The 23,191-nt window shown below is 58.1% G+C and carries 21 protein-coding genes and 2 tRNA genes; 13 read left to right on the top strand and 10 right to left on the bottom strand.

The annotated features are described in order from the left end of the window. Positions 1–3: 3 nt before the first annotated feature. The 5 genes from SADFL11_RS10645 (at position 4) to SADFL11_RS10625 (ending at position 4,510) form a co-directional block, all read left to right on the top strand. The gene (locus tag SADFL11_RS10645; RefSeq protein WP_008190686.1) at positions 4–1,014 is read left to right on the top strand and encodes a fumarylacetoacetate hydrolase family protein; all 1,011 of its coding nucleotides are present in this window, start codon (positions 4–6) and stop codon (positions 1,012–1,014) included. Between the two features lie 165 nt (positions 1,015–1,179). Beyond that, positions 1,180–2,139, top strand: a complete 960-nt coding sequence (locus tag SADFL11_RS10640; RefSeq protein WP_008189115.1) for an MBL fold metallo-hydrolase — start codon at positions 1,180–1,182, stop codon at positions 2,137–2,139. 3 nt (positions 2,140–2,142) lie between these two features. Next, complete coding sequence (locus SADFL11_RS10635) at positions 2,143–2,694, top strand: DinB family protein (protein WP_008192478.1); 552 nt, start codon at positions 2,143–2,145, stop codon at positions 2,692–2,694. Beyond that, the gene (locus SADFL11_RS10630) at positions 2,691–4,307 is read left to right on the top strand and encodes an FAD-dependent oxidoreductase (RefSeq protein WP_040451703.1); all 1,617 of its coding nucleotides are present in this window, start codon (positions 2,691–2,693) and stop codon (positions 4,305–4,307) included. The genes SADFL11_RS10635 and SADFL11_RS10630 overlap by 4 nt, the downstream gene beginning before the upstream one ends. Beyond that, complete coding sequence (locus SADFL11_RS10625; protein WP_008196633.1) at positions 4,307–4,510, top strand: DUF2783 domain-containing protein; 204 nt, start codon at positions 4,307–4,309, stop codon at positions 4,508–4,510. The genes SADFL11_RS10630 and SADFL11_RS10625 overlap by 1 nt, the downstream gene beginning before the upstream one ends. Before the next feature lie 130 nt (positions 4,511–4,640). Here SADFL11_RS10625 and SADFL11_RS10620 read toward each other — a convergent pair whose 3' ends face one another. Beyond that, positions 4,641–6,080, bottom strand: a complete 1,440-nt coding sequence (locus tag SADFL11_RS10620; protein WP_050776064.1) for a helix-turn-helix domain-containing protein — start codon at positions 6,078–6,080, stop codon at positions 4,641–4,643. Between the two features lie 123 nt (positions 6,081–6,203). On the opposite strand from SADFL11_RS10620, the gene SADFL11_RS10615 reads away from it, so the two are divergent. Continuing rightward, the gene (locus SADFL11_RS10615; protein WP_050776065.1) at positions 6,204–6,527 is read left to right on the top strand and encodes a helix-turn-helix domain-containing protein; all 324 of its coding nucleotides are present in this window, start codon (positions 6,204–6,206) and stop codon (positions 6,525–6,527) included. Positions 6,528–6,753: 226 nt separating this feature from the next. Here the strand turns inward: SADFL11_RS10615 and SADFL11_RS10610 are convergent, their stop codons facing one another. From SADFL11_RS10610 to SADFL11_RS10590, 5 genes are all read right to left on the bottom strand, one after another. Beyond that, on the bottom strand, positions 6,754–7,950 hold the full coding sequence (locus SADFL11_RS10610) for an OmpP1/FadL family transporter (protein ID WP_008196712.1): 1,197 nt from the start codon (positions 7,948–7,950) through the stop codon (positions 6,754–6,756). Between the two features lie 108 nt (positions 7,951–8,058). Further along, the gene (locus SADFL11_RS10605) at positions 8,059–8,859 is read right to left on the bottom strand and encodes an SDR family NAD(P)-dependent oxidoreductase (RefSeq protein WP_040451704.1); all 801 of its coding nucleotides are present in this window, start codon (positions 8,857–8,859) and stop codon (positions 8,059–8,061) included. Continuing rightward, complete coding sequence (locus SADFL11_RS10600; RefSeq protein WP_008192798.1) at positions 8,856–9,785, bottom strand: SDR family oxidoreductase; 930 nt, start codon at positions 9,783–9,785, stop codon at positions 8,856–8,858. The genes SADFL11_RS10605 and SADFL11_RS10600 overlap by 4 nt, the downstream gene beginning before the upstream one ends. Next, a complete protein-coding gene (locus tag SADFL11_RS10595) occupies positions 9,782–10,684 on the bottom strand; it encodes a bile acid:sodium symporter family protein (RefSeq protein WP_008190097.1) in 903 nt (300 codons plus the stop codon). The genes SADFL11_RS10600 and SADFL11_RS10595 overlap by 4 nt, the downstream gene beginning before the upstream one ends. Continuing rightward, on the bottom strand, positions 10,681–12,027 hold the full coding sequence (locus SADFL11_RS10590; protein WP_008193937.1) for a flavin-containing monooxygenase: 1,347 nt from the start codon (positions 12,025–12,027) through the stop codon (positions 10,681–10,683). The genes SADFL11_RS10595 and SADFL11_RS10590 overlap by 4 nt, the downstream gene beginning before the upstream one ends. A 75-nt stretch (positions 12,028–12,102) precedes the next feature. Here SADFL11_RS10590 and SADFL11_RS10585 point away from each other — a divergent pair, with 75 nt between their 5' ends. Both SADFL11_RS10585 and SADFL11_RS10580 read left to right on the top strand, forming a co-directional pair. Next, positions 12,103–12,771 (top strand): TetR/AcrR family transcriptional regulator, encoded by a 669-nt coding sequence (locus SADFL11_RS10585; protein ID WP_008194901.1) that lies wholly within the window; start codon positions 12,103–12,105, stop codon positions 12,769–12,771. 160 nt (positions 12,772–12,931) lie between these two features. Next, entirely contained in the window at positions 12,932–14,005 is a 1,074-nt protein-coding gene (locus SADFL11_RS10580) for a CNNM domain-containing protein (RefSeq protein WP_040451705.1), read from the top strand. A 202-nt stretch (positions 14,006–14,207) separates the two neighbouring features. Here SADFL11_RS10580 and SADFL11_RS10575 read toward each other — a convergent pair. Further along, positions 14,208–14,284 (bottom strand) — tRNA-Pro (locus SADFL11_RS10575). 337 nt (positions 14,285–14,621) lie between these two features. Between SADFL11_RS10575 and SADFL11_RS10570 the strand changes: the two genes are divergently transcribed. Continuing rightward, positions 14,622–14,696, top strand: a tRNA-Gln gene (locus tag SADFL11_RS10570). A gap of 181 nt (positions 14,697–14,877) precedes the next feature. On the opposite strand, the gene SADFL11_RS10565 is transcribed toward SADFL11_RS10570, so the two are convergent. Together SADFL11_RS10565 and SADFL11_RS25600 are read right to left on the bottom strand one after the other, a co-directional pair. After that, positions 14,878–17,124 (bottom strand): EAL domain-containing protein, encoded by a 2,247-nt coding sequence (locus SADFL11_RS10565; RefSeq protein WP_008194004.1) that lies wholly within the window; start codon positions 17,122–17,124, stop codon positions 14,878–14,880. A 354-nt stretch (positions 17,125–17,478) separates the two neighbouring features. Beyond that, a complete protein-coding gene (locus SADFL11_RS25600; RefSeq protein ID WP_008190376.1) occupies positions 17,479–18,024 on the bottom strand; it encodes a PAS and helix-turn-helix domain-containing protein in 546 nt (181 codons plus the stop codon). An 83-nt stretch (positions 18,025–18,107) separates the two neighbouring features. Between SADFL11_RS25600 and SADFL11_RS10555 the strand changes: the two genes are divergently transcribed. The 4 genes from SADFL11_RS10555 to SADFL11_RS10540 all read left to right on the top strand — a co-directional run bounded on the left by SADFL11_RS10555 (position 18,108) and on the right by SADFL11_RS10540 (position 22,597). Then, positions 18,108–19,643 (top strand): class I adenylate-forming enzyme family protein, encoded by a 1,536-nt coding sequence (locus tag SADFL11_RS10555; protein ID WP_040451706.1) that lies wholly within the window; start codon positions 18,108–18,110, stop codon positions 19,641–19,643. Further along, entirely contained in the window at positions 19,636–20,439 is an 804-nt protein-coding gene (locus tag SADFL11_RS10550) for an SDR family NAD(P)-dependent oxidoreductase (protein ID WP_040451707.1), read from the top strand. Before SADFL11_RS10555 ends, SADFL11_RS10550 begins: the two co-directional genes overlap by 8 nt. A 178-nt stretch (positions 20,440–20,617) precedes the next feature. After that, entirely contained in the window at positions 20,618–21,103 is a 486-nt protein-coding gene (locus tag SADFL11_RS10545; protein ID WP_008195183.1) for a GNAT family N-acetyltransferase, read from the top strand. Between the two features lie 138 nt (positions 21,104–21,241). Beyond that, positions 21,242–22,597: a PP2C family protein-serine/threonine phosphatase gene (locus SADFL11_RS10540; RefSeq protein ID WP_050776067.1), complete on the top strand. Its 1,356-nt coding sequence runs from the start codon at positions 21,242–21,244 to the stop codon at positions 22,595–22,597. 45 nt (positions 22,598–22,642) lie between these two features. Here SADFL11_RS10540 and SADFL11_RS10535 read toward each other — a convergent pair whose 3' ends face one another. Beyond that, complete coding sequence (locus SADFL11_RS10535) at positions 22,643–23,191, bottom strand: PilZ domain-containing protein (protein WP_008196344.1); 549 nt, start codon at positions 23,189–23,191, stop codon at positions 22,643–22,645.

Here is a 23,191-nt window from a genome sequence, read left to right as displayed (position 1 = left end):
TTCATGAAACTGGCGAGTTTGAAAGACGGCAGCCGGGACGGAAAACTGGTGGTGGTCAACGAGCGGCTGACCTATTGCACGGATGCCAGCCACATTGCACCGACCCTGCAGGCGGCGCTGGACGATTGGGATCATGTTGCACCCAAGCTGCAAGTGCTTGCCGAAAGCCTCTCCCATGACGCCGTGCCAACCCTGCGCTTTCACGAACACGATGCCTTGTCGCCGTTGCCGCGCGCCTATCAGTGGGCCGACGGATCCGCTTATGTGAACCACGTCGAGCTGGTGCGCAAAGCCCGCCGCGCAAAAATGCCGGAGAGCTTTTGGACAGACCCGCTGATGTATCAAGGCGGCTCAGATACGTTTATCGCGCCCCGCGATCCGATCAAAATGCGCGACGAAGCCTATGGCATCGACATGGAAGGTGAGATCGCGGTCATCACCGGCGATGTGCCGATGGGCGTGAGCGCTGAAGAGGCCCTGTCTCATGTCAAGCTGGTGCTGCTCGTCAACGATGTCTCTTTGCGGGGTCTGATCCCGGGCGAGCTGGGCAAAGGCTTTGGCTTCTTCCAGTCAAAACCGTCCTCGGCCTTTTCGCCTGTTGCTGTGACGCCCGATGAATTGGGTGAGGCCTGGAGAAACGGGAAGCTGCATCTGCCGCTGCATGTCGACCTCAATGGTCAGCCCTTTGGCCGGGCGGAAGGGGGCGTCGACATGACCTTTGATTTCGGCCAGTTGATCGCCCATGCGGCCAAGACACGGACGCTCAGCGCGGGCACGATCATCGGGTCCGGCACGGTCTCCAACAAAATGGGCGGTGGTCCGGGCAAATCACTTGCCGACGGTGGGGCCGGATATTCCTGCATCGCGGAGCTGCGCGTGATCGAGACAATCGAAAACGGCGAGGCAACAACGCCGTTCCTCAAATTCGGCGACACGATCCGCATCGAGATGCTGGACGGGGAAGGGCATTCCATTTTCGGCGCTATTGAACAGACAGTACAACAGGCTCTGTGATGGCGCACCAATCAATATCAATAAACGTCATACCCGGGCTCGCCACGGGTATCCATGCCGTGAACGGACCGCACAGTATCGCCCTGGGGTGAGGCACGGCTACGGAATGGATTGCCGGATCAAGTCCGGCAATGACGCGAACCTCGTGAACGACGGGAAAACAGCATGAGCAAGCAATTCGCCTCTGTCGGCGACATGGAAGAAAAGAAGATCACGTTTGAAGAGATTGGCAAGGATCTTTGGGCCTTTACCGCCGAGGGTGACCCGAACACCGGCGTGATCATCGGTGACGACAGTGTCATGATCATCGAGGCGCAGGCGACACCGGCGCTGGCGGGCAAGGTCATCGAAAAGGTCCGGTCCGTCACTGACAAGCCGATCAGCCACCTGGTCTTGACCCACTATCATGCTGTTCGGGTCCTGGGAGCTGCGGCCTATCAGGCACCGAACATCATCATGAGCCAGAAGGCGCGGTCCATGGTTGTGGAGCGCGGTGCGGAAGACAGGGAATCGGAATTCATGCGTTTTCCGCGCCTGTTCATGGGCTATGATGACGTCAGCAAAATCCCGCCGCTGACCTGGCCGACGACCACTTTCAACGACAGCATGACCGTTTATCTGGGCAAGCGCCGTGTGGATCTCAGCTTCCTGGGACGGGCGCATACAGCTGGCGACATCGTCATTCATGTGCCGGACGAAAACGTCATGTTCACCGGCGACATCGTTGAATATCACTCGGCGTGTTATTGCGGAGACGGTCATTTCAACGACTGGCCGAAAACACTGGAAGCGATCCGCGCCTATGACGTTGAAGCGATTGCACCGGGCCGTGGCGATGCACTGGTCGGCAAGGAAATGGTCGGCAAAGCGCTGACGAACACCGCCGACTTCGTAACCTCCACCTACAAGCCGGTTGCCCGGGTAGCGCAGGGTGGCGGAACCTTGAAAGAGGCTTGGGACGCCTGCCGCGCCGAATGCGATCCGAAGTTCAAGGACTATGCGATCTACGAACACTGCCTGCCGTTCAACGTGGCGCGCGCCTACGACGAGGCGCTGGGCATCGACACGCCGCGCATCTGGACCGCAGAACGCGATGCAAAGATGTGGGCGGACCTGCAGGGCTGAGTGATGAGTGCAGCCCTCGATCATCTGCGCTTGATGGCGCGCAACAATGCCTACGCCAATGAGCGGCTCTACGAGGCGTGTTGCAAGCTCAGCCAGGTCGAGTTTGAGGCGGAGAGAACCAATTTCTTTCCGTCCCTTCTCGAAACGCTGAACCACAACTGGGAAGTCGACCGGTATTATCTGGACGCGCTGACCGAGGGCGGTGAGGGGCTGGCGGTTTTTGAGGTGCCGTTTCTTCGGGACGCGAATGACCTAGCTATGGCCCAAGCCGGTTTGGACCGGCAGTTGATCGCGTTTTGTGATGGATTGCGCGCATCGGATCTGGAGCGCGAAATTGCCCAGGATCGTGGGGCGAAGGGTACGGTCAAGGAAACGATCGCAGCCACATTGATGCATCTGTTTCAGCACCAGATCCATCACCGTGGGCAGGCTCATGCGATGTTGGCTGGAACAAGCGTTGCCCCGCCGCAGCTGGATGAATTCTTTCTCAACTTTGAGCGCCATCCGGCAGCTCAACGACATATCGACACGTTCAGCAGGGAGGAGAACCTGTGACCAAATTGTTCGAAGTGCCGCTGTATCCCTACAAGTGGTCCCCCGATCAGGAGACAACCGCGCCGGTGCGCCATCCGGTGGTGATTATTGGCGCCGGCCCGGTCGGCCTTGCGATGGCGATCGATCTGGCCCAGCAGGATATCCCGGTTGTCATCCTCGACGACAATGACAAGGTCAGCGTTGGATCCCGCGCGATCTGTTTTTCCAAGAGGTCCCTGGAGATCCTAGACCGCTACGGCTGCGGCGATCAGATGGTCGAGAAGGGTGTGGTCTGGAGCCATGGCCGGGTCTTTTTTGGCGACCGTCAGGTCTACAATTTCGACCTCTTGCCGGAGGAAGGACACAAGCGCCCGGCCTTCATCAATCTTCAGCAATATTACTGCGAACTCTATCTGGTGGAGCGTCTGCGCGCCCTTCAGCAGGAAGGCAAGCCGGTCGACATTCGCGGCGGCAACAAGGTCGCCTCCATCGATCAGATGGACGATCACGCCTCGCTGATCATCGACACTCAGGATGGTGCCTACCGGATCGAGGCTGACTGGTTGATCGCTTGTGACGGCGCCGGTTCTCCGTCTCGCCGGATGCTGGATCTGGATTTTGTCGGCCGGGTGTTTGAGGACAACTTCCTGATTGCAGACGTGATCATGAAGGCGGACTTCCCGACCGAGCGCTGGTTCTGGTTCGATCCGCCGTTCAACAAGGACCAGTCAGCGCTCTTGCACAAGCAGCCGGACGGCGTTTGGCGTATCGATTTGCAGCTCGGCTGGGACATCGACAAGGAAGAAGAGAAGAAGCCGGAAAACGTCATTCCGCGTCTGAAGCAGATGCTCGGCGAAGACGTGGAGTTCGATCTGGAGTGGGTGTCGATTTACACCTTCCAGTGCCGCCGCATGGAAAAGTTCCGCCATGGCCGCGTGATCTTTGCCGGGGACGCCGCGCACCAGGTCTCGCCGTTCGGTGCGCGCGGCGCAAACTCGGGCTTTCAGGACACCGACAATCTCGGCTGGAAATTGAAACTTGTTCTGGAAGGCCAGGCGCCGGAAAGCCTTTTGGACAGTTATGGGCTGGAGCGCGAATGGGCAGCGGATGAAAACATCCTGCAAAGTTCCCGTTCGACCGACTTCATCACGCCAAAATCGGAGATGAGCCGGATCTTCCGCGATGCGGTTCTGGATCTGTCCGAAACGTACGAATTCGCCCGGCCACTGGTGAATTCCGGGCGCCTGTCAGTGCCGTGCGTCTATGAAACGTCACCGTTGAACAGCGACGATGTAGACGGCCTGCCGGTCCGCACGCGGCCGGGCAGTCCGGCGGCGGACACGCCGGTTGGCGGGGAGTGGCTGTCGGATCGGCTGGGCGATGGGTTCAAGTTGCTCGCGCTGGGCCTGGAGATCCCGGAACGGGCCGACATTGCCGGACTTTCCGTTGAGGGGATTTTTGTTGCGGACGGCGACATCGGCGCAGAGCTTCGGTCTCGGTATCTGGGCGATGCCGGCGCCGCGATTTATCTGGTGCGGCCGGACCAGCATGTGGCTGCGCGCTGGACAGCGCTTGATTGGGTACAGATTGAAACAGCCTTGAACCGGGCGATCGGAAAAGGGGAGGCGGCCTGATGACAGCGCATATCACCAAGGCGCAACTGCGCCACCCGGACGACTTTTACGCAGACCTTTTGGAGGCCCATGAGGGGCTCTCAAAGGCCGAAAGCGATGCCTTCAATGCCCGGCTCATCCTGTTGATGGCCAACCGCATCGGCGATCCGGGCGAGCTGAAAACCCTGCTTGAGGCGGCTGCCAGAACGAAACATCCAGAATAACTGGATCTGCAACGGCCTGGCCATACTGCCGCCCCGGCCTTGCGCCGGGGCCTTTGCAATAGAGGTCCCGGATCAGGCCCGGGACGGCACCGCGATTAAGGCCTTGCGATGCTCTTCTTTAAAGGAAAGCCTACCGCGCCGCCTTAGCGCGGTATGGAACAATGCCGCGTTCACGGCTATCGATAAACGGGGTCGTGTTGATGGCCGGGAAGGCACGTTGATCGCAATTATCGCGCGGGCAAATCCGGCAGTTGACACCCAGAGGCTCCGGTTCCGCGCGATCGTCCAGCGCCAGACCATCCGCATAGACAATTGCATCGGCATATTGGGCTTCACAGCCAAAGCCGAGCGCGTAGCGCCGGGCCTGCGTTTTATAGTCCGTGGTGTGTTTCGTGACACTGGTCGCGACACACAGGTACTTCACACCATCCGGCATCTGGGCAATTTGCGAGATGAATTTGTCAGTCGTTTGCTCAAACGCCTGATGCACATTCCAGCGCGGGCAGGATCCGCCAAAGCGCGCGAATTGAAACCGCGTCGCGCTGTGGCGTTTGACGACATTTCCGGCCCGGTCGATCTTGACGAAATAGAACGGGATGCCCTTGGAACCGGCCCGCTGCAGGGTTGAAAGCCGGTGACAGATTTGCTCGATGCTGGCGTCCATCTGGTGCGACAAGCGCTGGATGTCATGACGGCTTGCTGCGGCCGCCTCCAGAAAGGCCTCGTAGGGTAAGAGCAGCGATCCGGCGAAAAAATTGCGGAGGGCCAGCCGGGCGATGCTTTCCGCCGATTGGGTCCGGAAACGGGCATCCGCCACTTCTGACGTTAAGATGTCCTTGGCATAGAGCTCCGCGATGACAGAGCCGAGCAGGAAGGATTTTGAGCTGTCCGGCACGGACCGGTGGATTGAAATCCGGCGCTCGAATTCATTGTGCCGGATGAGCGCAGCATCTTCTGCACCATGCTGTTCCACGGTGATGCTGTAGGTGTCAGAGAGCCAGTTGGTGAGGGCAGTGAGTTTCGGCGCGTCCGCAAGAAGATTGATCTTGATGGCGAGCTGTTCTGCGGCCCGGTCGATCGCATCAACATAATTGTCCTGATAGTGGAAATAGTCCCGGACTTCCTCGTAGGCCGATTTGTTGATGCTGCCGGTACCATCGTCGGACGCGTTCATCTGCAGAAGGTCGTCCTCACCGGCATCTTTTTCATGATAGGCGCGCATGGTGCCGTACATGTCCATGATGGCGCGGGCAGCTTCCGGGGCCCGGGTCGCCAGTTCATGCAGGTCCTGTTTGCTGATGCGCGTGCCATGAAAACGGGTGTCCGCAAAAATTTCTTCCAGATCCTGCGTCATCCGGTCGAGGTCGTTTTCCTCAAACGCGGCAAGATCGGTGCCAAACACCCGGTAGATGGCCAGGAGCACAGACGCGGTCACGGGCCGGTTGTTGTTTTCAATCTGGTTTATGTAGGGGGTTGAAAGGCCGAGCTTTTTTGCGAACTCCACTTGCGAAAGGCCGGTGTCCGCGCGGACCTGGCGCAGGGTGTGGCCGGAGTAGAGGTTCTTCTGCAAAACACGCTTCCTCAAATTGCAAATAATTAGCTATTAGCAATACTCAAGTTAACATTTTACAATTCGCTTGTCCTGCACAAAACTGCGTCCAACCTCTTAGCCAGAGAAGAAGTGGACCCAGACATGACAGCCCATTTTGCGCTCCATACGACCCGCGACCTGTTGCGCCGCGCACGGCCGCTCCCAAGCACTCTCGAGCCGACAGAAAACATCCTGGACGGCGTCACGCCGCGCCAGCTGGAAATCATGATGAAGCTCTGTGAGGGCAAGGTGAATAAACAGATCGCTTATGAGCTGGGTGTCACCACCGCGACGGTCAAGGCGCATATCCGCTTTGCCATCAAGCGTCTGGGCGCCAAGAACCGCGTCCACGCTGTTGCCATGGTCGCCGCCAACGCAGCGTTGCACCGCCCGCAGCAAGCTGCCGAAATGGGCCTCTGCGCTTAAGTCGGTTCGGCAATTTGCAGGTTTTGCCTGCAGGTATAAAAGCCGCATTTCCCGAAGTGCGGCCATAGACCGGTTCACTCTGTATTGCCGTCCCGGAGGCAGCACTGCTGCGATCTGGGAGCCTCTCGTTCTCAGAGCTTTTGAAAAAAAACGCAATGGCTGCGGCCAGTTGCCATGACAGTGGATCCCCGCATAAAGCGGGGATGACGATCGTGGATTTGCGCGTCTAGAACGAAAACTTGAGCTTTGTCTGAAGCGTGTAGTTCCAGGAATCCCCATACTTGTATTGCGTCGTCGCGCCGGATGTGGACGCTAGATTGGTGAGATCTCCGGTGCCGGAGGCCTTGTAGGTCGCAGCCGTGCCGATGGTGAGTTCAGCATGTCTGTCGAGCTGAATGGCCGTTCCGACCCCAAAGGAATAGGTATCGGAATAGGATCGCCCGATGCCCCGGTCCCACTGGATCGTTGACCCCAGTTTCAGCCAGTCATTGACCTTGTGGGCGAGCCCGGCACGCACTGTCCAGCCGTCGTCATACCCAAGGAAACGGTTGACCACCGTGCTGCCTGCCGGGTTCTGAACCGTCAGATCCTGCAGTTTGGACCAGTCCACCCACTTGACGCCGAAGGTTGCCAGCCAGTCCGGCGCGATCCCGGTTTGCAAATTGAATTCCAGCGACTGCGGCATGGTCACCGAGGCAAAACTGTCGAAGCTTGTCACTCCGGTGACTTCTGTTCCCCCGGCAAGGTCGACATCAATGGCGGAATCGTAGATCAGGCTCGCCCGAATTGCATATTGCGGGATCTCGTAAGAGGCCCCGACCCGCCAGCCAAAGCCGGGGTCGTTCGAGCTCACATCCAGCCGGGTCGGAAAATCGACATAGGTGGAGGGAGGGATGAACGCGCCATACGACAGATTGTCGGTCCGGTACCTCAGATATAGCAGGTTTGCCCCGGCAATTGCCCGGACATAATGCCCATCGCGGACCTGAAACTTGTAGGCACAGGTTCCGTTGAAACCCCTGCCGGCAGCAGAGGTCCTGGTCAGCGAGAACCGGCCCTGCCACTCCTGATTAAGGTCCTCCTCAATCTGGTAGGGGTCATTGGTCCGCGCCATGCAGTCCAGCTGATCGGTCAGCCGGAGTTTTGCTGCAAACTGGTAATTCCAGATGTTCGGGGTCGCCCGGCTTTTAACTGGCCCGCCGACCACCGGGCGTCCTGCCACTTCAGCGTTGGTCACTTCATAGTCGACGTTGCGGTCAACTGCCTTGGTGGTTGCCTCGAATGCAAACCGGCTGTCGTCGAACAACAGCTCGTTCGAGCCGACGCCAAGCGTGTCCCAGCCGCCGGCATATGCTGGCGAAAGACAACAGAGAACCGTTCCGCCAATCATGAGATTGGCGGCCAATACTTTGAGAGTGCCCATTATTTCCCCTCCACGAGTGATGCACACGCCCGGTTTGGCTGTTGTTTCAGGGCGTTGCCTTGTGCGCCGCGCCTCTGCGGCTGTGGTTTTGCTGTGGTCACAAACCGGTCAGTGTGGCGCGCCTCCCTCAGCTTTTGCCGGAGACGGCAGGATCGTGCGTTCCATCAGGTGGCGGTAAAGCCGGGGCGACAGACGGTTGATAAGGTGTGACAGGCGCGCCACCCGGCCGATCGGAATGAAGGTCTTCCGCCGGGCAAACCCGCGGTAAAGAATGCGCGCTGCGTCCTCCGGCGCGAGCGCATCGACCTGATCCGACGCCGAACCAGGGCGCGCGAGACCGTCTTTGGGGGCGCTGTCGGCCCCGGTGTTGGTGGCAATGAAACTTGGCGCGGCGATCAGGCATGCAACCCCATGTGCGGCTTCCTCAGAACGCAGCGACTTGAAAAAGCCCTCCAGCGCATGCTTGCTGCCGGCATAGGCTGTGCGCAGTGCCAGCGGGCAAAAACCGGCCACAGATGAAATCGCCAAATGAGTGCCTTTGGAGCGCCGCAAATCCGGGCCGAACGCCTTGGCCATGGCCACGGCGCCGAAATAGTTCACCTCGAACACCTTGCGGTGATCCTCAAGCGCTTGCGTGGTGAACGGGCCGATATGGGTGACCCCTGCGTTGTAGACAACCAGATCGATGGACGGGCGTTCGGACCGGATCTGCCAGGCCGCTTCGGTCAGCTGACCGGTATCTGTGATGTCACAAGACAATGCGAGCGTGTCTGGAACAAAGGACAAGGCGTCCAGATCCGGTCCGGGCAGGTTGAGCATGACTGTAAACCAGCCGTGTTCGCGCAAAATGGCCCCAAAGGCTTGGCCCAAACCGCCGGCACCTCCCGATATGACCGCCGTCGGCTTCATAATCCGGCCTCCCGGCTCCAAAGGTCAAATACCTCCGCGCTGGTCATTTGCGGCGTGTAACCGAAATCGGTTTTGAGCGCGGTGTTGTCGAGAACCGGGCGGAATTGCAGAAACCGGACCTGTTCTGCGCCAAACCGGGAGAGACCCAATGGCTGCGCAATTGTGAGCGCTGCTTTAACGAGCGCCGCCGGAACGCGGATCAGCGGCTTTTTCAAATGCGCTGCCAGTTCGGTCATGGAGAGGGCGCCATCGCCCGCCACGTTGTAGATACCCGGCGGGCCATCGGTGGCCGCCCGTTCCAGGATGCGTGCAAGATCCTCGGTCCAGATGAAAACAAACGGGCTGTCACTGCCGGAAAGACCCAAAAGGCGCGCATTGCGGAAGAGCGATGTGATCTGGTTTTCAACACCGGTTCCAAGAACGGTGCAGACCCTCAGGATCACCTGTTCCAGCTGCGGTGCGTTTCTGCGGGCCTCGGCCAGCACCTGTTCGGCCTGGCGCTTGTGGTCGGAGTAGGCAAATTCCGGATTGCCGCGCAAAGGGTCCGTTTCCGTCAGCCAGTCCGGATTGTCCGCGTGATAGCCATAGGCCGCGCCGGAGGACGTGACGACCAGCCGCCTGACCTTCGCCGCAATGCAGGCATCGACCACATTGCGTGTGCCAATGACATCCACCTCATAGGCCAATTGCCGGTCCTTCGGCTCAAGAATCGATGCGAGGTGAATGACGGCGTCGGGTCTGTCTTCTGTGATGACCTGCTCCGGGTCGCGGCCGCGCACATCCATTTTGCGCCAGATGGCTCCATTCGGCAGCGACGGCCTTGGCCCGATGTCCGTCGCAATCACTTCGTGTCCGCTGCGCACGAGCAACTGGACCAGCCTCTGGCCGATCATGCCCGCAGCGCCCGTGATCAGGATCCGGCTCATCTTGCGGCCACCGTGCGGGAAAACCACTTGGCGAGCGCCAGCCCTGAGACCGCATGCCAGATGCCCCAGAAGGCAGCAACAACCGCCATGCCGCCGAGGCCTTGAAAAAAGCCGAAGATCAGGATCAGGCCGAGGCCGGAGTTTTGGATGCCGGTTTCGATGGATATCGCCCGCCGGTCATAGGGGGATAGCCCGGCAATGGTGGCAACCATGTACCCCCCAAGAAGGGCAATGCCATTGTGGGCTATGACCAGCGGGACGATATCCGGCCCGAATGCGCCCAGAAAATCCCAGTTTCCATAAAGCGCAATTCCGATGAACGAGATGAAAATCGTCATGGACAGCATCTGCAACGGTTTGCGCAAATGCCAGGCGAGTTGCGGCAGGTTGCGGTTGACCAGCATGCCGAGCGCAAGCGGTAAAACCAGCATCAGGCTGACCGTGGCTGCAACCTGCACCGGGTCGATCGCAACGGAAGTCATGAAGGCGCGGCTTGGGCCGTACAGACTTCCCCAGAAGGCGATGTTGAGCGGTGTGAAAAGAACCGTCCCAATGGTGGTAAAGGCTGTCAGCGAGACCGCGAGCGCCGCGTTGCCGCCCGCCCTGTGCGTGATGTAATTGGAGATGTTTCCGCCCGGACACGCGGCGACCAGGATCAACCCGAGCGCGACCGATCCTTGCGGCCGGACGGCCAGCACCAGCAAAAAGGTGAGGGCCGGAAGAACGACGAACTGTGACAGGATCCCGGTTAGGAAAGGTTTTGGCGTGCGCAAAAGCGCCCGGAAATCGTTGGGGGTGATGTCGAGTGCGACCGCAAACATCACGATCGCCAAGACGCCATTGAGGATCAGCATGCTGTCCGGGGAAAAGTTCAGAACAGCTGCGTCGATGTTGGTCATCGGGCAGCCTCTTTCAGGGCCGCAATCCTTTGTGTGACGGATTTGCGGTAGGTTTTCTTGTCGACGTAATAGGCCATCCGGGCAAGCTTCAGGTAATTGACCCCGCCAGTTGCCCGCTGAAAGCCGTTGGCCTTGTAGCGTTTGATGTTGTCCGCTTCCCGGTTTCCGGTCTGAAGCCCCGTGATGTAACGCGCGACGAGTTCGGCCTGTTCATGCCGCCCCTGCCAACCAAGGCCCGTCGCCTCGACCATGCCGAGCACGAACAGATCGTCGCGCTGCGGGTGCATGCAGTTGAGATAAAGGCTCGGCGCCGCATCCGTCCAGTTGAGCAAGTCTTTTGAAATGAACGGGTAATCGAGCACATAGCCGGTTGCGGTGACAATCATGTCGTAATCCGCAGCGCTGCCGTCGGCAAAATGGACCGTGTTGCCGTCCAGACGGTCGATGTCGGGACGGATTTTCAAGTCGCCATGACCGGCATGGAACAGGATCAGCGAATTTACTACCGGATGGCTTTCATAAAGCCTGTAATCCGGTTTCGGGAACCCGTAGCGCTGCGGGTTTCCGGCAAACCAATTGAGCACGACACCATCGATCTTGCGGCGGAGCCACATCGGCAGGTTCGCTGTTTTTCCCAGAGTGTCTGCCGGTTTGCCGAAGACGTATTTCGGCACAAAGTAATAGCCCCGGCGCAAGGAAAGGTCCGTGCTTTTTGCATGATGGATGGCATCGACTGCGATGTCGCAGCCCGAGTTTCCGGCACCGACGATCAGCACCCGCTTGCCGTCGAACTGGGTGGCGGACTTGTACTTGGCCGCGTGAATGAGCTCGCCGGAAAAGTCACCCTTGAAGTTCGGCATATTGGGGGTCGAGAGTGTGCCGTTCGCGATCAGAAGTCCCTTGAAGATGGCTTCTTCTTGCCGGCCATCCGGGCCCCGCCAGACCACACGCCAACCCTTGCCCGACGGCCCAATCGGCTGGGCTTTCACAACTTCGGTTTGGAAGCGGTAGGACCGGTAGAGATCAAAGTGACGGGCAAAGGCCTGGAAGTACTGCCGCATGTCGCGATGAGAAGGATAGTCGGGTGTGTCCGGCGGCATCGGAAAATCGGCAAACTCCGTCATCGTTTTGGACGAAATCAGATGCGCGCTTTCATACATGGTCGAGCGCGGGCCGGTCATGTCCCAGACACCGCCGACATCTGAATGCAGCTCAAACCCTTGAAAGGGAATTCCCTGTTCGCGCAAGACCTTGGCCATCGCAAGGCCCATGGGGCCTGCGCCAATCAGGGCATAGCTTTCCTGTGTGCTGGCGCATGGCGCCGCACCTGCTACTTGTGGCATGTTTCCTCCCAACCACGTCAGTGGTATCGTTATATTGAACGAATGTTCAAAATAAGCAAGAGGCTCCTGTAAAAAATGACAGATGTGGCTGCGCCCCGGAAGCGGGCACCCAGCAAAAAGTCTTTAGAAACAAAGGCCCGGATCCTGGATGCGGCAGAAGATCTGTTTTCCAAACGCGGTTTTGACGGCACATCGATTCGCGACATCGCTAAACAGGCGGGAGCCCAGGTGGCGCTGGTGCATCATCACGGAGGGCCGAAGGAAGAGCTGTTTCATATGGTGGTTGCCCGCCGGGCAAAGCCGCTCGCCGAACTTCGCCTCCAGGCGCTGGAAGAAAAGAGGGCTGTTGCCGAACAGGAAGGACGTAGCAAGCTGACCTTGCGCGAAATCCTGGCGAGTTTCGTTCAGCCGTTTCTAGAGATGACCTTGTCTGACGGCGCGCCGTGGCCCGCCTATGGCCGACTGATCGCGCTGGTGTCGGCGGATGAGCGCTGGCGGGACATCGCGGCGGAGTGTTTTGATCCGACCGCAGCCGTCTTTGTGGATGAGATCGCTGACCTGCTGCCGGGCGCCTCCCGGACAGCACTGAGCGCCGCCTTCGTCTTTACCGTGTCGGGCATGCTGGCGCTCACCGCCAGCAGCTGGCGTATCGGCGCTGTGGCCCGCGAACAAGAAGAAGCGGATCTCGCCGAAACCTTGCTCGACTACAGCGAGGCCGGGTTTTTTAAACTCTGTCAGTCCTAAGCACATCGGCGCTTGAGGCCAGCACCGTCTGCAAAAGCCGCTGAAGAAAAATTGTGCAACCAGGAAACGCGTGAAGCGGAAAAGTCATGGACCCGTGTTTATGCAACGGGCACTCTTGTGTTTTCTTACACTTTGAACCGGGCATGCGACGGAGAAGAATTTGACCCTATTGATCCTATTCGTGGTGCTTGCCATCGGAGTGTCGTTTCTCTGCTCGATACTCGAAGCAGTGTTGTTGTCGATCACGCCGTCCTTTGTGGAATCTGCAAACGAGGATCGGCCAAAGCTCGCCGAAAGTCTCAGAAAACTCCGCTCGGACATTGAACGGCCGCTCGCCGCCATTCTTTCTCTCAACACGATCGCGCACACCGTGGGAGCGACAGGAGCCGGGGCTCAGGCCGCCCTTGTCTTTGATGATGCCGGGGTCGGCGTGTTTTCAGCCGTTTTGACGCTTACCATCCTGGTTCTGTCGGAAATCATTCCAAAGACCTTGGGCGCGACCTATTGGCGGGCATTGGCTCCCTTCGCGGTTCGGGTGCTGCCGTGGTTGATCGCTGCCCAATTGCCGCTGGTCTGGATGAGCCAGGGAATTACACGGTTTCTCACCAAAGGCGATCCCAAACACGAAGTGTCCCGGGAGGAGATCTCGGCTTTGGCGACCGTCGGCAACCGTTTGGGGATCGTGGAGGAAGATGAGACACGTGTGGTCACCAATCTTTTCCAGCTTCCGGAAATCTCCGCGCGGGAGGTGATGACGCCCCGAACGGTCATTGAGCATGTCGCAGAAGCGATGAGCGTTGGAGAGGTGGTCAAGTCACGGGAGAACTATCCGTTTTCCCGCATGCTTGTGACCGGGGCGTCAATCGACGAAGTGTCCGGCTTCCTGCTGACACGGGATCTTCTTCTCACCGCGGTCAACGGGCGCAACGATGCCAGCATATCGACGTTGCGCCGGGATATTCTTCGAATTTCCGAAAACGAGGATCTCGATTCCCTGCTCGAAAAGCTGATGGGAAATGACGCGCACATTGCCCTGGTTCAGGACGACTATGGCGGCACGGCCGGCTTGATCACCATGGAGGATGTGCTGGAAACCCTTCTGGGCGCTGAAATCGTGGACGAGCACGATGAAGTTGAGGACCTTCAAAAACTGGCCAGGCAGCGCAGCGAGCAGACACTGGCAGATCGCGTCAAGAGTGCGAAAGACCAGAGTGAGCCGACGAAAGCGGGCTAAGAGCAGAGGGCGCGGACCTGGTTTGGAGCTTCCGGACAGGATGGATATATATAATGAGCGAGCGCCGCGTTCATTCGCTCTGCCGCAGAGCTGCCGCTTTCAAGATGGTCGAAGGAAATCAGCCCCGGGACCGACCGGTCATGGGTTGGCCGTCCGCCAAGCTGTAAGGCGGATGAAGTCAAAAAATATCTGGAAGGAAAAATGGTCGGAGTGAGAGGATTCGAACCTCCGACCCCCTCGTCCCGAACGAGGTGCGCTACCAGGCTGCGCTACACTCCGACTAGAATTTGGATTTCATTTAAATCCATCGGGAACAGCGGGGCAAGCCCGCGCCGCGTGGACGGTCATTTAGCAAAGCTTCTCCGTCCTCGCAAGGACTTTGCCTGCGACGGGTCCACTTTTTTAAAACTGTGAACAATTCCAGCCGGTTCGCGGAGGTTCTGAGAAAATTACCGGCGCTGGGGCGGGGGCTGGAAGGTCCGGTCGGGGCAGAAGTCCGGAGTGTTTGACGACTGTTTTACCGAGTTGGGGAAAACTATCCTTACCAATCAAAAGAAACGCACTTGGGAGGCTTGCGCTTGTCTGGCGAGATGGGTATACACCCTTCCCACGGCATTGGGGTGTAGCCAAGCGGTAAGGCACCGGTTTTTGGTACCGGCATGCGAAGGTTCGAATCCTTCCACCCCAGCCATTTTTCCTTCCGAAAAACTGAATAATTTTGGTTCTGAGCGAACGAAGACGTCGCCGGTACAGCAGCAATATACGTCTGGCGCGCAATAACTCAGCTTGGCGTTCTCACGCGGGAAATGGATGTGCCGTAGCTACAGGAATGATGCCCTGTGGTGTCTAGCTTTACACGTATTCCAGCTCGCTTATGCCACCGATTGTGTGCGGCGGGCCGGTGCCTTGATCTTCTTCATTTCGTCCAAAGCGGCGGTCAACGGCGCATGCAGCTGTGCATTCTGGATGTAATAGGTCACGAAGTCATCTGCCGCTAAGGGGCGGCTGAACAGAAAACCTTGGAAGCTGGTGCAACCGGACTGTGAGAACCAAGCTTTTTCCTCATCTGTTTCAATGCCTTCAACCACAGTCGCAAAGCCCAAAGACGCGCTGAGATCAAAAATCGACTTCAAGATGTGTCCATTGATCTCGCTATGGCATGACCGGGTCAAGGACCGGTCGATTTTCACTGTATCTATGGGAAAGGCTTGCATGTACCTGAGAGAGGTGTGTCCCATTCCAAAATCGTCGAGTGCAAACCGAACACCTACGGCCCTGAGGGCTTCGATCGCCTCAAAGACTTTATCATCCGGCAAGAGGACCGTGCTCTCGGTGATTTCAAGTTCGACAGCCGACGGGTCTAGTGCATACCGCGCGAGTGTCTGTTTCACCACATCTGCGAAATCGTGCTGAAGAACCTGGGACGGCGTTACGTTGACCGACATTTTGAAATTGGCCGCCACGAAACCGGTCCAGTCGGCTCGGGTGCGGCACGCCAAGTCGAGAATGTGCTCGCCAAGTTGCGGCATGATCTCCATATCCTCCGCCAGCTGGATAATCACCGGCGGAGCGATGCGGCCGTATATCGGATGATTCCAGCGCAGCAGAGCTTCAACACCGCACACGCTGCCATCGCAGGCGTTTATCTGTGGCTGATACTCAAGGTGCAGTCCCTGCATTTTATCCAGAACCGTTTCCAAATCGATGGCAAGGGCGCGGGCCACCCGGCCGACAACACCGGTCCGTTGCAACAATCTTGTCGAAGTACTTGCAGTTTCTGTTTCGGTTGAAAACCGCAAAAGGTCAGTCAGAGACTCTCGTATCGTCAGCGTGCTGACGGTGTCGGTCAGCCGGACAAACGGGGCATAGATGAGGACCGACAGCACGAGGCAGACGGCTTGAACTCCTGCCCCGGAGAAAGAGCCTGTGACAGCATATGCGTTGATTATCGGCGGCGTCGTCCAGGCAACGCCGTAGCTCGTGAAGGGCATCCACTCCAGAAGCATCGCACCATAAAGGACGCCGGTATTTACAAGCGGTGCAAGCAGAAAGGGCAGCGCATACAAAGGATTGAGGACGATCGGGATGCCGTAAATGATCGGTTCGTTCACGTTGAACAACGCGGGTATGAGCGCCAGCAGGGCAAAGCGCTTCACCACGGTCAACTTGCTGAAAACCAGCATGGCGATGATCATGCCAAGCGTTGCGCCGGAGCCTCCGACGTGGACAAGGTCGAACACTTGAGACGTGATGATGTTGGTGGGCTGCAAGCCCGCAGCGACATGCGCGATATTTTCGTTGGCCGCAGGGATCAACTGCAAATCCGAAACACCGTTGAGCATGTTCCGGCCATGAATGCCAAACAGCCAAAGCACCTGTGACAGCAGAACATATTTGAGGCCGCCCCAGAGCGAATTGTCGATGTTTCCGACCATGCCATTCAGTTGCGCCTGAAGCTCGGCGGTTACATGCTCGGATCCGATTGTGAGCAGAAAGCCTTTCAGGCCTGCGAACACAATCAGGGTTGTGAGTGCGGCGGGCAGGACGCCGTAGATATCACCGAGCATCGCCTCATTGCTGAGCGCCCGGGTCTGGAAACGGCAGATCCTTTTTTGGCACAGGAAAAGAAACAGGCTGGTGCTTGTGACAGCAACGAACAGGGCCGTAGGCAAACCCTGGCTTATGGAGAGAGAAGCCAGGAGTTGAGAGCTGTCTGCCTGTGCGATCAAGATGAAAAAGCTGGTGAGTGCAACCAGAATTGTCAGAAGCGGGTGCGCAACAGGGCGGCGCTTCTGGCTGTTCAAGCTGTTTGTGAAAATGTAGGCGTAGCTCACGATCACGATGAGTGACGCGATGCCGAAGGTCGAGTTAATCACCGCATCCAGCACAACTTCCACATCTTGTCCGAAATGAAAGTTGTGACCGGTGCCTGTTTGAACAAAAGGCGGGTATTTGATCAAAAGGGCGAAGGCGCCGAGCAATATAGCGGGCAAGGTAATGCAAAGGCTGCGTTGCAATGCAGAGAAGGCAGAATTGTTTGAGAGTTGCTTGCTGAATAAAAGAGGTGCTGCGCAGAGCCTATTCAACACATCCCGTGTGTCGCTGGCATATTTCCCCATAGCTTCCCTCGATGAACGTGCCCTTCTACTGCAAGAAATGACAGAAGATTATTAAATTAGACTTATTAATTCCGATGTGATTTTTGATTGAAGAGCGGTGATACAAGGTACTTTAAATTGAAAATAGCAATCGACTTGTAGGGCATGATATTATTGCATGCATTAATTTATTCATTACTTGCTATCGCTTGAAGCGGATAATCTGGAAGGGGTGTACAGGCGATCGTTCCTCAGTGCGATGAGTAAACCACACCTGAACAGAACGCGGTGTTGAACGCCTCTAGTGTGGAGCCGCATCTGTTTTGGTGGAATGAACTCAACAGGCCGTGCAGCTGACGTTTCACATGCGGCGTCCTACACCGGCACGCCGGCAATGTGCGCGATCAGCTCCAGACTGTTACGGGCGTTGAACTTTTTCATCAAGCGGGCTCTGTGAACCTCTACCGTGCGGTGGGAGATGTCGAGCGCGCGGGCGATCTCCTTGGACGTCAGACCCTCGGCGAGCATGGTCGCCACCTGACGCTCGCGCACGCTCATGTCGGCCAGCGGCCGGTCCTCCGAAATATCGGCAAAACTCCACACGGCCTTGGCGAAGGGATGATCTGGGTCCAGCGACTGGCCGCGCACCCGGCACCAGAACAAGGTGCCGGATTTCCGGCGCATGATCCGTTCGTCCTGATACGTGCCGCCGCCCAGCATCTTGCTGACACCGATCTTGCCGATGCGCAGAAACTCTTCGGACGAGGGATAAAGCACTGACAGGGAGACACCGGTCAGCGCGCCGGTGTCATATTCAAACATCGCCGCAAACCGCGGATTGCATTTCCGGATGGTCCTGTCTTCTGAGTAAACCAGTCCGATCGGCGCATGCTCAAAGGCAACGGCAGCCAGCTCCTCCATTCGATCTCCATTACGTGTTTTGCCGGAATATCCAGATAAAGCGCGCAAATAGTATCCGGAAGGGACAAAAGGGAGGCAAGGGCATGAACCCGGCAGAATGGCTGAAACGCACAGCGGCAAAATCACCAGAGGCACCGGCACTCTTCACCGGTGTGCGCCAGGTGGCCGATTATGCGGCATTTGCGGAGACTGCCGGGGCGATTGCGCGCGCGCTTCAAGGCCGCGGTGTTGCCAAAGGCGACCGGGTGGCTGTCTTCATGGCAAACAGCACATCCTATCTTGAAGCGCTCTATGGCATTTGGTGGGCCGGCGCGGCTGCCGTGCCGATCAATACCAAGTTGCACGGGCGGGAAGCTGCCTGGATGGTCGAGGATGCCGGCGCAAAACTGGTGTTCTGCGATGAGAAATCAGCCAACGCCCTGTCTGGTCTTCTATCTGGCGATGCACAGATCCTTGTGACCGGCAGCGGGGCCTTTGACGCCATGCGATCGGAAACCCCGTTTTCAGAGCCCGTGCCGCTGGATGAGGATGATCTCGCCTGGCTGTTCTACACCTCCGGCACCACGGGACGGCCGAAGGGCGTTATGATCACCTGCGGCAACATCGCGTCAATGACATACAACTTCTTTGTCGATGTGGACGAGGTCAAGTCGGGAGGGGCTATTCTTTATGCAGCTCCCATGAGCCATGGCGCCGGGCTTTACAACTTCATGCATGTCTTGCGCGGTGCGCGGCATGTTGTTCCGGAAAGCGGCGGATTTGATGCCGAAGAAGTCCTCCGGATCGCGCCAAACTTAAAATGTGTCAGCATGTTCGCAGCGCCCACCATGGTGCGCCGGATGGTGGATGTTGCCAAGGCCCAGGGGCTCAACGGCATGGGGCTGCGCACCATCGTTTATGCCGGAGGGCCGATGTATGAGGCCGATATTCTGGAGGCGGTCGAGGTGATGGGAACCCGGTTCGTCCAGATCTACGGCCAGGGGGAATGCCCGATGGGGATCACCGCGCTTTCGCGGGCCGATGTCTCCGATCGCAGCCATCCAAGATGGCGGGACCGGCTGAATTCCGTTGGAACAGCACAATCTTCCGTTCGGGTGCGCGTTGTTGATGAAAACGGCGCAGATGTTCCAGCTGGTGAGGTGGGCGAGATCGTTGTGCGCGGGGCAACGGTCATGAAAGGCTATTGGCAGAACCCGGCCGCGACCGAAGACACACTGCGAAACGGCTGGCTGTGGACCGGCGACATGGGGCGGCTCGATCCGGACGGCTATCTGACGCTTCAGGACCGCTCAAAGGATGTGATCATTTCCGGCGGAACAAACATCTACCCAAGGGAAGTGGAGGAGGTGCTGCTCAGCCATCCGGCGGTTCATGAGGTCTCCGTGATTGGACAGGCAGACCCGGAGTGGGGCGAGATCGTCGTTGCCTTTGTTGTGCGTTTGGACGGGCAATACGTGGAGGCAGCAGAACTCGATGCCTTGTGCCTGGAGCAGATCGCCCGGTTCAAACGGCCGAAGACCTACCGCTTCGTCGAGGCGCTGCCGAAGAACAATTACGGCAAGGTCCTGAAGACCGAATTGAGACAACAGCTGATGGATGGAGGAAACGAACATGAGTGATTTGACGGGAAAAACCGCCCTGGTGACCGGGTCTGTTCAAGGCATCGGTTTGGCGATTGCAAAGAGCCTTGCAGGCGCCGGCGCCCGGGTGGGCGTACATGGTCTTGCGACAGCGGACCAGGCAGCAGAGGTTGTGGCCGCTGTTAAGGAGGCGGGTGCGCCCGAAGCCCATTTTTTTGATGCCAACATGCGGGACGTAGCGGCCATCGAGGCGATGATGCAGGAGGTGTCTGACTGGGGCGGCGCGGACATTCTGGTGAACAACGCTGGAATTCAGAAAACCGCCAGCTACGCAGAGCTCGATGCGGCGACCTGGGAGGCCATCATCGATGTCAATCTGTCCGGCGCTTTTCACACGATGCGAAAGGCGCTGCCCGTCATGGCTGAACGGGGATATGGCCGGGTGATCAACATTGCCTCGGTCCACGGCCTCGTCGCGTCGGTGAACAAGGCGCCCTATGTGGCCTCAAAGTTCGGCCTGGTCGGCATGAGCAAGGTCGCCGCGCTGGAATATGCCGCCGCCGGCACCAAGGCCAAAGGCGGTGTCACGGTCAACTGCATCGCGCCGGGCTGGACCGAAACCGCGATCATCGAGCCGCAGGTTGCCGCCCGCGCCGCCCTTCACGGCGGAGACCGGGATCTTGGGATTGCCGATCTTCTTGCCGAAAAACAACCGACCCGCCGGACCTCCGACCCATCGGAGATTGGTGCCTTGGCGCTGTGGCTGTGTCATCCGGTTGCCCACAATGTCACCGGCACGACCATCCCTGTCGACGGCGGCTGGACGGCGCAATAGACGGGGATCTCAGGCAGTCTCAATAGTGGCGGAGATCTTGCCAAACAACGGTACTTGTAAGGTTACACTGCAAGCACACGGACTGTTGATCGCTTTGGAGCCCGCCGGCCTTGACCCGGCCCAGGTTATCTCGTTCTAACCCGGAAACGACCAACAGACTTATGGATCCCGGGTTACCATGTCTCCCGCCAACATCAGCTTTGTACGCCTGACATCAATTTCCCTTGCGGAGTTGACCGCGCATATGAATGACCCGCGTCTTGCAGCGCATATGCCGCTGCTGACAAAGGCTTGGGATGACGAAACGGCTGCTCAGTTCCTCGCAGCCAAAGAAGCGTGCTGGCAGCGCGATGGGCTGGGGCATTGGGCATTTCTCAATCATGGCCGGTATGCAGGCTGGGGCGGGTTTCAGAAAGAGGGAGACGAGTGGGACTTCGGTCTTGTTCTGAAGCCCGACTGCTTTGGCCTCGGGATAGCCATTACTCGAAAGGCGCTTGCCTTCGCCCAGGCCGATGACCGGATGCCGTTCGTGACCTTTCTTTTGCCGCCGTCCCGAAAGAAATTGGGAGCTCTCAAGCGAATGGGAGCAAGTTTCATTGGCGATGTCGACTATGGCGGCGAGATATTCGGCAAATACCAGTTGGTGACAGACATACCAGGCTGAGGCCAGCGCTGTTTGCCGAAGGACGGTTTGGCGTTTCCGGATGCCGGGCGGGATGTGAGTTGCCCCTTGTGCTGTTTGCTTCGGAATGGTTCAACTCAGAAGCAACGCGGGCTTAAGCAACAACCTGAAAGGCATCAAATGGATCCGTCCGGTGAACGGTTCTCAAGCGCAAGTGCTGACCTTGGAACGCTGGTCGCGCTTTTAAAGACGCACGACATTTTTGCCTCCATGGACGAGCAGCACCTGCAAAACATTGCAGAAGCCTGTCCGATTGAAGATGCCGCCGCTGGCACTGTTCTGTTTCGCCAGGGCGACCCGGGGTCTTTTGCCTATCTTCTGGTGTCCGGTGAATTGTCGGTGGATGTTGACACGCCGCATGGCGACGTCACCCTGGCGGTGCTGACGGCACCGGACATGGTCGGTGAGATTTCCGTCTTCGCCCGCAGTCCCCGGACCGCGACTGTTCGCACGCGCAGCGCGGTGCAGCTTCTGAGACTGGACCGCGATGTTGTCCGCGGTCTCTTGATCGACCATCCGGATGCCATCCTGACGATAATTGGCGCGCTGGGGAACCGGCTGCAAGGAATGAATGGCGCGATTGCGACGCTGACCCAGGCTGCAGAATCGCTCGGAAACGACGCCTTTCAGCCGGCCATGCTGGAAACCTTGAAGGCGGAGGCGGGACGGCTCGGCCAGTTTGCACACGTCTTTGACAAGATGGCCCGCGAAATTCGTGAAAAAAGCGCGCAGCGCGAAGAAATGCGTATGGCGGCCAAGGTACAGTGCTCGTTCCTGCCGTCCGGAATTGACCCGGGGGCGTTTGGAGACAATTTCGAAATTGCCGCTTCCATGACCCCGGCCAAGGACGTTGGCGGGGATTTTTATGACTACTTCATGGTCGGGGAGAGCAAGCTTGGCTTTGCCATTGGGGATGTCTGCGGAAAGGGCATGCCAGCTGCCATGTTCATGAGCGTTTCGCGGATGATCCTGAAAACACTTGCCCGGGAAGGGCATCCGCCAGGCACTGTGATCACCCGCCTGAACGATGTGCTTGCCGATGACAATCCGGAATGCATGTTCGTAACGCTGTTCTATGGGTGTCTGGACCTCGAAACGGGTATGCTTTCCTATTCCAGCGCCGGACACGAAGACGTTTATTGGCTAGGCAGCTGCGGGAACTGTGAGCGGGTCGAAAGCCTCGGACCGATCGCGGGTGTTTTTGAAAACACGGACTATCCAACCCGGACTCGCCAGATCGCGCCCGGCGATGGTGTGCTGTTGGTGACCGACGGTGTGACGGAAGCCCTCAATCCGAACGGGGAGCTTTACGGCCATGACCGGCTGAAGCGCTTTCTTGAGACCTCAAAAAACGCGAGCGCTTTAGATTGGATCGAGACGTTGACTGCGGAAGTTTCAAGGTTTGCCGCCGAGGCAGCTCAATCAGACGACATCACCTGTCTTGCGATGATCTTCAAAGGATCTGAAGCAGAGTAGCCAATAACGTCCTTATAGAGCCAATCGTTCGGACTACATTTCGGATCAGCGCCGCTTGCCGAAGGCTGGTTTTCCAGAGCCGGCCTGACGGGCACGCCGCACAGGCTGCTGAACGCGTTTGGTATCATCCATCATGTGCTGACGAGTGAAAAAATTGTCCGGGCTGTCGTGCAAGAGATCAATTTCCGACTTCAGCGCTTCCTCTGACGTTTTGAGGGACTGGGCACGCTGTGCGCCGACAATACGTTTTTCGCCAATGAACTGGACACCCATCTTCAGCCCGTCTTCCCAGCGCTTTTCGCAAGTGACTTCAAAGTTTTCCAGATCAATCTGCAGCTCGAATTGCGGCGGCGCCAAGAATGCGGTCTCAAACTGCAGCATCGCCCCGCCATCAGAGAGATTGCGCACGATGCAGGGGAAGGACCTCAGGCCGCCTTGGAAAATGATCTTGCCTTTTTTCAAGACACGGGTCCGCCGCGGGCGGTCTTCTGCCGTCTGGGTTTCCTGGCCGCTCACTGGCGCCTGTTCCTGTTTGTCTTCGGACATGACTGTTTGAACCGGTACTTCAAGGATCACATGCACATCGGGGGACAT

This window comes from Roseibium alexandrii DFL-11 (assembly GCF_000158095.2).
In the GTDB taxonomy this organism is placed as follows: domain Bacteria; phylum Pseudomonadota; class Alphaproteobacteria; order Rhizobiales; family Stappiaceae; genus Roseibium; species Roseibium alexandrii.
The sequence above is the reverse complement of the archived record's forward strand: the minus strand, read 5'-3'. Positions and strand labels throughout refer to the sequence as shown.

Excerpts from the sequence above, each read along its gene's own strand:
- SADFL11_RS10645 (WP_008190686.1), top strand. The coding sequence starts at position 4 with ATGAAACTGGCGAGTTTGAAAGACGGCAGCCGGGACGGAAAACTGGTG.
- SADFL11_RS10640 (WP_008189115.1), top strand. The coding sequence starts at position 1,180 with ATGAGCAAGCAATTCGCCTCTGTCGGCGACATGGAAGAAAAGAAGATC.
- SADFL11_RS10635 (WP_008192478.1), top strand. The coding sequence starts at position 2,143 with ATGAGTGCAGCCCTCGATCATCTGCGCTTGATGGCGCGCAACAATGCC.
- SADFL11_RS10625 (WP_008196633.1), top strand. The coding sequence starts at position 4,307 with ATGACAGCGCATATCACCAAGGCGCAACTGCGCCACCCGGACGACTTT.
- SADFL11_RS10615 (WP_050776065.1), top strand. The coding sequence starts at position 6,204 with ATGACAGCCCATTTTGCGCTCCATACGACCCGCGACCTGTTGCGCCGC.
- SADFL11_RS10610 (WP_008196712.1), bottom strand. The coding sequence starts at position 7,950 with ATGGGCACTCTCAAAGTATTGGCCGCCAATCTCATGATTGGCGGAACG.
- SADFL11_RS10605 (WP_040451704.1), bottom strand. The coding sequence starts at position 8,859 with ATGAAGCCGACGGCGGTCATATCGGGAGGTGCCGGCGGTTTGGGCCAA.
- SADFL11_RS10600 (WP_008192798.1), bottom strand. The coding sequence starts at position 9,785 with ATGAGCCGGATCCTGATCACGGGCGCTGCGGGCATGATCGGCCAGAGG.
- SADFL11_RS10595 (WP_008190097.1), bottom strand. The coding sequence starts at position 10,684 with ATGACCAACATCGACGCAGCTGTTCTGAACTTTTCCCCGGACAGCATG.
- SADFL11_RS10590 (WP_008193937.1), bottom strand. The coding sequence starts at position 12,027 with ATGCCACAAGTAGCAGGTGCGGCGCCATGCGCCAGCACACAGGAAAGC.
- SADFL11_RS10585 (WP_008194901.1), top strand. The coding sequence starts at position 12,103 with ATGACAGATGTGGCTGCGCCCCGGAAGCGGGCACCCAGCAAAAAGTCT.
- SADFL11_RS10565 (WP_008194004.1), bottom strand. The coding sequence starts at position 17,124 with ATGGGGAAATATGCCAGCGACACACGGGATGTGTTGAATAGGCTCTGC.
- SADFL11_RS25600 (WP_008190376.1), bottom strand. The coding sequence starts at position 18,024 with ATGGAGGAGCTGGCTGCCGTTGCCTTTGAGCATGCGCCGATCGGACTG.
- SADFL11_RS10555 (WP_040451706.1), top strand. The coding sequence starts at position 18,108 with ATGAACCCGGCAGAATGGCTGAAACGCACAGCGGCAAAATCACCAGAG.
- SADFL11_RS10550 (WP_040451707.1), top strand. The coding sequence starts at position 19,636 with ATGAGTGATTTGACGGGAAAAACCGCCCTGGTGACCGGGTCTGTTCAA.
- SADFL11_RS10545 (WP_008195183.1), top strand. The coding sequence starts at position 20,618 with ATGTCTCCCGCCAACATCAGCTTTGTACGCCTGACATCAATTTCCCTT.
- SADFL11_RS10540 (WP_050776067.1), top strand. The coding sequence starts at position 21,242 with ATGGATCCGTCCGGTGAACGGTTCTCAAGCGCAAGTGCTGACCTTGGA.
- SADFL11_RS10535 (WP_008196344.1), bottom strand. The coding sequence starts at position 23,191 with ATGTCCCCCGATGTGCATGTGATCCTTGAAGTACCGGTTCAAACAGTC.